The following is a 556-nucleotide window of genomic DNA, read 5'->3' as shown; positions in this document are numbered from 1 at the left end:
GGGCACCTCTAAAAACCTATCCAATGGACACCAAAATATGAGATAATAGCCTTATCATAAGATGAGGTTATTATTTATGCGACTTTTTACAGATGATGAGCAGTTACTTTCAAAATTGAACGCTATGGGAAATCCTTTAGAACGACTAGACAAGGTCATGAATTGGGCACTATTCACAAGAGTCTTGATTGACATTTATGATAAGCCTAATAAAGATAAATCTAAAGGTGGACGCCCACCATACGACTTTTTGATGATGTTCAAAGTACTCTTGCTTCAACGTCTTCATAACCTTTCAGATGATGCCATGGAATACCAACTTTTAGATCGTCTGTCTTTTCGTCGTTTTGTCGGCTGTGATGAACATAAGATTCCAGACGCTAAAACTATCTGGTTATACCGTGAACGTTTGACAAAGTCTGGTAAAGAAGATGCCCTCTTTGATCTTTTTTATCAAACGTTAGAAGATAGTGGCCTTATTGCTCACAAAGGTCAAATTGTTGATGCCTCATTTGTCGAAGCACCAAAGCAACGTAATAACCGGGATGAGAATAAA

1 protein-coding gene is annotated in these 556 nt (G+C 37.8%); it reads left to right on the top strand.

Going from position 1 to position 556, the window contains the following annotated elements:
- Nucleotides 1-76: 76 nt before the first annotated feature.
- Nucleotides 77-556: transposase (locus tag K1I71_RS09550; RefSeq protein WP_223330854.1), on the top strand; the 480-nt coding region annotated here is incomplete at its 3' end.

Source organism: Streptococcus mitis (assembly GCF_019929545.1).
Classification (GTDB): domain Bacteria; phylum Bacillota; class Bacilli; order Lactobacillales; family Streptococcaceae; genus Streptococcus; species Streptococcus mitis_BU.
The sequence above is the reverse complement of the archived record's forward strand: the minus strand, read 5'-3'. Positions and strand labels throughout refer to the sequence as shown.